This window comes from Bergeriella denitrificans NBRC 102155 (assembly GCF_001592185.1).
GTDB lineage: Bacteria > Pseudomonadota > Gammaproteobacteria > Burkholderiales > Neisseriaceae > Neisseria > Neisseria denitrificans.
In genome coordinates this window covers 1-6,046 of sequence record NZ_BCWL01000133.1, presented here as the reverse complement: position 1 = coordinate 6,046, position 6,046 = coordinate 1, and the positions used below count along the sequence as shown (strand labels likewise).

The window sequence follows — 6,046 nt, the reverse complement described above, 5'->3', positions numbered from 1 at the left end:
ACCCGTACTACTTGTACTGTCTTCTACTCGCCGCCTTGTATCAGAATTTCATTTCTCCGACTATAATTTCTCCGACTATAGTACGGCAAGGCCATCATTTGGTGCTCAATGGCTGCGCTTACACAAAAAAGCCGTCTGAAAAATATTCAGACGGCTTTTTTGTGTTTGCCTTTAAGATTGGGCAGCGTGTAATCCAACCATAAAAATCCTAAAACGGATAAACCTTATATGCTTTCAGCAAGCTGCCGCCGCACATCACTATTTGAACAGCAAAATCAGCAGCAGGGTAACGGCAATCACTGCCAGCCACAGGCTTTGGCGCTGCTGCACTTTCACCAGATGCACATAGGCATCACGCATTTCCTGCTGGCGGTTTTCATCAACCAGCGCATTCAGCTTTCTCGGCAGGCCGGGTAGGATATTGGCCCAATCCGGCGCTTCGTTTTTCAGGTTGTTAAACAAGGCTTTCGGGCCGATTTGCTCGTTCATCCATTTGGTCAAGAAAGGCTTGGCGGTGGCCCATAAATCCAAGTCGGGGTCGAGCTGGCGGCCGAGGCCTTCGATATTGAGCAGGGTTTTCTGCAGTAAAACCAGCTGCGGCTGGATTTCGACATGGAAGCGGCGGCTGACTTCAAACAGGCGCATCAGCACCAAGCCGAAAGAGATTTGCGAAATCGGCTTGTTGAAAATCGGCTCGCACACGCTGCGTACCGCCGCTTCCAATTCTTCCGCGCGGGTATCGGCAGGGACCCAGCCCGATTCGATGTGCGCGGTGGCAACGCGGTGGTAATCGCGGTTGAAAAAAGCCAGGAAGTTGATGGCCAGATAGCGCTTGTCGTAATCGGTTAATGTGCCGACGATGCCGAAATCCAGTGCGATGTAGCGGTTGTCGGGCGCTACCAGAATATTGCCGGGGTGCATATCCGCATGGAAAAAGCCGTCGCGGAATACCTGGGTGAAAAAGATTTCCACCCCGTAATCGGCCAGCTTACGCAGGTCGATACCGGCGGCTTTGAGCGCGGCAATATCGGAAACGGGCGTGCCTTCCATCCATTCGATGGTCAACACATCGCGCGAGCAGTAATCGTAAAAAACTTTCGGCACCACCAGCATATCGCTGTTTTGGAAATTGCGGTAAAGCTGGCTGGCGTTGGCGGCTTCGCGCATCAAATCCAATTCGTCGTGCAGATAAGTGTCGAATTCGGCCACCACTTCGCGCGGCTTCAGGCGCTTGCCGTCTGCAAACAGGCGTTCTACCCAGGCCGCGCCGAAGCGCATCAGCGCCAAATCCTGCTCAATCACGGGAATCAGATTGGGGCGCAACACTTTAACCGCCACTTGTTCGCCGCTGTGCAGGCGCGCTTTGTGCACTTGGGCGATGGATGCGCTGGCAACCGGTTCGGTTTGAAATTCCGCATACAGCTCGTCGATGGCGCGGCCTAAGGAGCGCTCGATTTGGCTGCGGGAAAATTGGGCATCAAAAGGCGGTACTTTATCCTGAAGCTTGGCCAGCTCGGCGGCATAATCATGGGGAATCAAATCGGGGCGGGTCGATAAGACCTGGCCGAATTTGATGAAAATCGGGCCGAGGCTTTCCAGCGCCAGCCGCAGGCGCACAGGCAAGGGTTCGTGCGCGTATTCGGCCGATTGCGGCAGCTTGCGTATCAGGCCGCGCAGCCAGTCTTGGCGGATATGGCCGACCAGCAGGTCGGAGAGGCCGAAAAGGTAAACGGTGCGGAGCAGGGTTTTGATGCGGGTAAGCCATTTCATAGCGGGCATCCGAAAGCGGAGGGAAAGTAGGAATTATAAGGGATTTTCGAGGCTGATGCTTGTTGGTGTGGGTGGCGCAGGCAGTAGGGCGGGGCGTATCGGGTATTGGAGAAACGGTTGTGCCGGGGCGTTCCATAAAAAAGGCCGTCTGAAAATACACGGAAACAGCAGCGCGCTGTTGAGACCTTGTGTATTTTCAGACGGCCTTTTACCGGCAGGGATTACACCGAGAATGACGAGCCGCAGCCGCAAGTGGTTTCCGCATTCGGATTGCGGATAACGAATTGCGAACCTTGCAGGCTTTCGGTGTAGTCGATTTCGGCGCCGACCAAATATTGATAGCTCATCGGATCGACCAAGAAGGTCAGGCCGTTTTTGCTGATTTCAAAATCGTCGTCGTTTTTGATTTCATCGAAGGTAAAACCGTATTGGAAGCCGGAGCAGCCGCCGCCGTTAACGAACACGCGCAGCTTCAGCTCGGGGTTGTTTTCTTCGGCAATCAGGTCGGCTACTTTGGTGCAGCAGCTGTCGGTAAAGATAATGGGGCTTTCATCAGACATGATGCGATTCCTTTGATATGAATGTTTTGTGTATTGTCGCGCAAACGCTTTATGAAAGCAAGTTTGGCCGAAAGCCGAAAATTCAAGCCCGATGCGCTATGGATTGTGAAATCACGCAGCACCATACCGGGCGGCAACCAGCAGCCTATCCGCACCGTGCAGAATGATAAATCGGAAGGCTTCAGTAAATCGGCCGGGCTTTCTGTCGGGCAGAGATAACCAAGACCGGCGGTGCTATCTGAGCGGACAATACTTTAAATCGTCCGCCCGAACCATTCCACCCGGCCGATGATGGCAATATCGTCGCTCGGATTTTTCAGGTCGATTTCAAACGCCGGATAGGCTTCGTTGGCAGAGATAACGTTGATGATGCCGCCGGGAATCAGCTGCAGGCGTTTGACCAGCAGGTTTTCGTTCAGGCGCAGCACATACAGGCCGTCGCGGGGGGAAGTGTCGCCGTGGTTGACGAGAATGGTATCGCCGTCGTTCAGTACGCCTTCCATGGAATCGCCTTTTACGGAGATAACGGACAGGTTTTTGGTGTCGCGGGTTACATAAGTTTCCACCCAGTCGCGGCGGAATGCCATGGTGAACATGGGTTTTTCATCTCCGACCAAGCGTCCGTGTCCGGCTGCGGCTTGGATGTCGTAGCGGGGCACGAAGATAAACTCGTCCACATCGACAGGATGGCCGAGGGTGTCGTAAGCCGTGGCAGAGGGGGCGGAAGCGTTCGGAAACGGCTCGCCTTCGCCCGTAAGCAGCCAATCGATGCTGCAGCCTTTCAGCTGCTTGATTTTTTTCAGGGTTTCCGATTTTGGCAGCCCGCCGTCATTCCAAATACGGCTGAAGCCGGCAATGGTCATATCGATGTCGGCAGCGATTTTGGCTTGGCGCGCTTCGTCTTTCCATAAGAAAGCCAGTCTGTCTTTAAAGGTATTCATGATAATCCTTGGCGTAAGTGTGTTTTTTCATACACTTCAATCTGTTTTTTGATATTTTACTTTAGTTTCTAAAAAAATGTAAGAAAAAAATTAGCTGAAATAAGAAAAAGTATTGCATTTTTTATTTTTACTTAGTATGATGCGCTCATGGTTTAAATTATTCGGAGTTTCTGCTCCGTTTGTAAGATATTTATTAGCAGTCGAATGATTTTTATTTTTGTGAAACAGTTCGGCTGAACCGATTAAGAAAAAACTAAGCTGTTTGGCTTGTTTCGTTTATTTTTGAGAAGGAGTCTGATAATGGGCGGCTATCGTAAAAATACTTGGTTGGCTTTGGCGGCATTGGTTTTGGGTTTGGTGGCGTTTCCCGTGAGCTATTCGGAAGCGCAGTCTGCCCAGAGATTGCTGCTGGAGCAGGAATGCGACCAGCTGGGCCGTCTGATTTTGGAGAAGATGGATAAAGACCAGCTTTCACGCTCGCAGCAATGCGATATGTGGGAAGCCGATCAGGATTGGAAGCAACAATACGGCGGCTTGGACGAAATCGAAATTTTGTCGGGCGTGGTGTACGAATAAAAGCCGCGCAGCCCGTTTGTGCGTTTTTTGGGAGAACAATATGGAAACAACTTATATCGTTCAGGCTTTCGATAGGCAGACCGTAAAGGGTCAAAGCAGATTGATACCCGCGGCCGCCATGCAGTTTAACCGCGAAAGCGATGCCTTGCGGCGCGTGGACAGAATGGCCGAGCAGCATGCCGGCGTGGTGGCGGTGGCTCAGGAGTTTGACGGCGACAGCGGCGAGATGGGCAAAACGACCTTGCTGGCGCAGCATGGTGATGTGCCGGAAGAATTGCTGGAAAACTTTTAATGCGGCGGGGACAGCCTGCCCAGGGTAGGGAAATAGGCCGATTTAAGGCCGAAGAGCAATAAAAAAGCCGTCTGAAAACAGACGGCTTTCCGATACGGTATGCCGGGCAAACCGATGTTTATTCCCATTCGATGGTGGCGGGCGGTTTGCCGCTCACGTCGTACACCACGCGGTTGATGCCTTTGACTTCGTTGATGATGCGGTTGGACACGCGGCCGAGCAGGGAGTAGGGCAGCTCTGCCCAATGCGCGGTCATGAAGTCGCTGGTCACGACGGCGCGCAGGGCGACGACGTAATCGTAGGTGCGGCCGTCGCCCATCACGCCGACGGATTTCACCGGCAGGAATACGGCAAACGCCTGGCTGGTGAGGTCGTACCAAGATGTGCCGTTTTCATCGGTGGTGTTGCGTAATTCTTGGATAAAGATGTCGTCGGCCTGGCGCAGCAGGTCGGCGTATTCTTTTTTCACTTCGCCCAAGATGCGCACGCCCAGGCCCGGGCCGGGGAAGGGGTGGCGGTACACCATTTCGCGCGGCAGGCCGAGGGCGACGCCGAGCTCGCGTACTTCGTCTTTAAACAGGTCGCGCAAAGGCTCGAGCAGCTTCAGCTTCATGTTTTCTGGCAGGCCGCCGACGTTGTGGTGCGATTTGATGGCGTGGGCTTTTTTGGTTTTCGCGCCTGCGCTCTCAATCACGTCGGGGTAAATCGTGCCTTGCGCCAGCCATTTGGCGTTGGTGAGTTTTTTCTCTTCGGCGTCAAACACTTCGATAAATTCCGCGCCGATGATTTTGCGTTTTTTCTCGGGGTCGGTTTCGCCCGCCAGCTTCGCCATAAATTGGTCTTCGGCATCGACGTGAATCACGCGCACGCCCAGGTTGCGGGCGAACATATCCATCACCATTTTGCCTTCGTTCAGGCGCAGCAGGCCGTGATCGACGAAGACGCAGGTGAGCTGGTCGCCGATGGCGCGGTGGATCAGCGCGGCGGCTACGGAAGAGTCCACGCCGCCGGACAGGCCCAAAATCACTTCGTCGCTGCCGACTTGTTCGCGGATTTTCGCTACGGCTTCATCGATGTAGTTGGGCATGGTCCAGCTCGGTTTCGCGCCGGCGATGTCCAACACGAAGCGGTTAATCAGCGCGCGGCCCTGCTTGGTGTGGGTCACTTCGGGGTGGAACTGGATGCCGTAGAATTGCTTTTCGGCGTGCTCCATCATGGCAATCGGGCAGGACGGGGTGTCGCCGATAACGGCAAAGCCCTCGGGCAGCTTGGACACTTTGTCGCCGTGGCTCATCCATACGTCGAGCGTGTTGGGTTGGCCGTCTGAAAGGCCGCGCGTCAGCTCGCAATCAATGGTTTTCACTTGCGCGTAGCCGAATTCGCGCTGGTTGCCCGGGGTAACTTCGCCGCCCAGGTGGTGCGCCATAAACTGCATGCCGTAGCAGATGCCGAGCACGGGGATGCCCAAGTCGAAAATGCCGGTGTCGGCCTGGTAGTCGGATTCGTAAACCGAATTCGGGCCGCCGGAGAGAATGATGGCTTTGGGATTGAAGGCTTTGATTTCGTCCAAAGGCATATCGAAAGAATGCAGCTCGCAGTAAACGTGGGCTTCGCGCACGCGGCGGGCAATCAGCTGGGTCACTTGCGAGCCGAAATCGAGAATCAGGATTTTGTCTTGGGTCATGATGGAGTTTTCTTGATAAAAGAAACGGTTGCGGATACGGCAAAGGCCGTCTGAAAATGAGCGGATTATAGCATTTTTCAGACGGCCTTTGCAGTAGGCGGCGGGCGAAAAATACCCGCAGGCCGCGCGGGCGCAGCGGGCGGGCAAGACAGAGGGAAATATAGCGGGCGTGTCGGGCAAATGCCGTCTGAAAATATAGTCGGAGAAATTAAGTTCTCCGACT

At 54.0% G+C, this 6,046-nt stretch carries 7 protein-coding genes; 3 read left to right on the top strand and 4 right to left on the bottom strand.

The features are described from left to right. Positions 1-258: 258 nt before the first annotated feature. Positions 259-1,770 (bottom strand): ubiquinone biosynthesis regulatory protein kinase UbiB, encoded by a 1,512-nt coding sequence (gene ubiB / locus BDE01S_RS07540; protein WP_066079615.1) that lies wholly within the window; start codon positions 1,768-1,770, stop codon positions 259-261. Between the two features lie 221 nt (positions 1,771-1,991). Next, positions 1,992-2,330 (bottom strand): iron-sulfur cluster insertion protein ErpA, encoded by a 339-nt coding sequence (gene erpA, locus BDE01S_RS07535; protein WP_066079613.1) that lies wholly within the window; start codon positions 2,328-2,330, stop codon positions 1,992-1,994. A 51-nt stretch (positions 2,331-2,381) separates the two neighbouring features. On the opposite strand from erpA, the gene BDE01S_RS07530 reads away from it, so the two are divergent. Beyond that, complete coding sequence (locus tag BDE01S_RS07530; protein ID WP_156472603.1) at positions 2,382-2,549, top strand: hypothetical protein; 168 nt, start codon at positions 2,382-2,384, stop codon at positions 2,547-2,549. Between the two features lie 35 nt (positions 2,550-2,584). Here BDE01S_RS07530 and BDE01S_RS07525 read toward each other — a convergent pair whose 3' ends face one another. Further along, complete coding sequence (locus BDE01S_RS07525) at positions 2,585-3,271, bottom strand: S24 family peptidase (protein WP_066079609.1); 687 nt, start codon at positions 3,269-3,271, stop codon at positions 2,585-2,587. A gap of 300 nt (positions 3,272-3,571) precedes the next feature. Here BDE01S_RS07525 and BDE01S_RS07520 point away from each other — a divergent pair, with 300 nt between their 5' ends. Next, complete coding sequence (locus tag BDE01S_RS07520; RefSeq protein ID WP_066079608.1) at positions 3,572-3,847, top strand: hypothetical protein; 276 nt, start codon at positions 3,572-3,574, stop codon at positions 3,845-3,847. Between the two features lie 118 nt (positions 3,848-3,965). Further along, entirely contained in the window at positions 3,966-4,139 is a 174-nt protein-coding gene (locus tag BDE01S_RS11320; protein ID WP_156472602.1) for a hypothetical protein, read from the top strand. A 118-nt stretch (positions 4,140-4,257) separates the two neighbouring features. Here BDE01S_RS11320 and guaA read toward each other — a convergent pair whose 3' ends face one another. Beyond that, positions 4,258-5,823 (bottom strand): glutamine-hydrolyzing GMP synthase, encoded by a 1,566-nt coding sequence (gene guaA / locus BDE01S_RS07515; protein WP_066079618.1) that lies wholly within the window; start codon positions 5,821-5,823, stop codon positions 4,258-4,260. Positions 5,824-6,046: the final 223 nt, after the last annotated feature.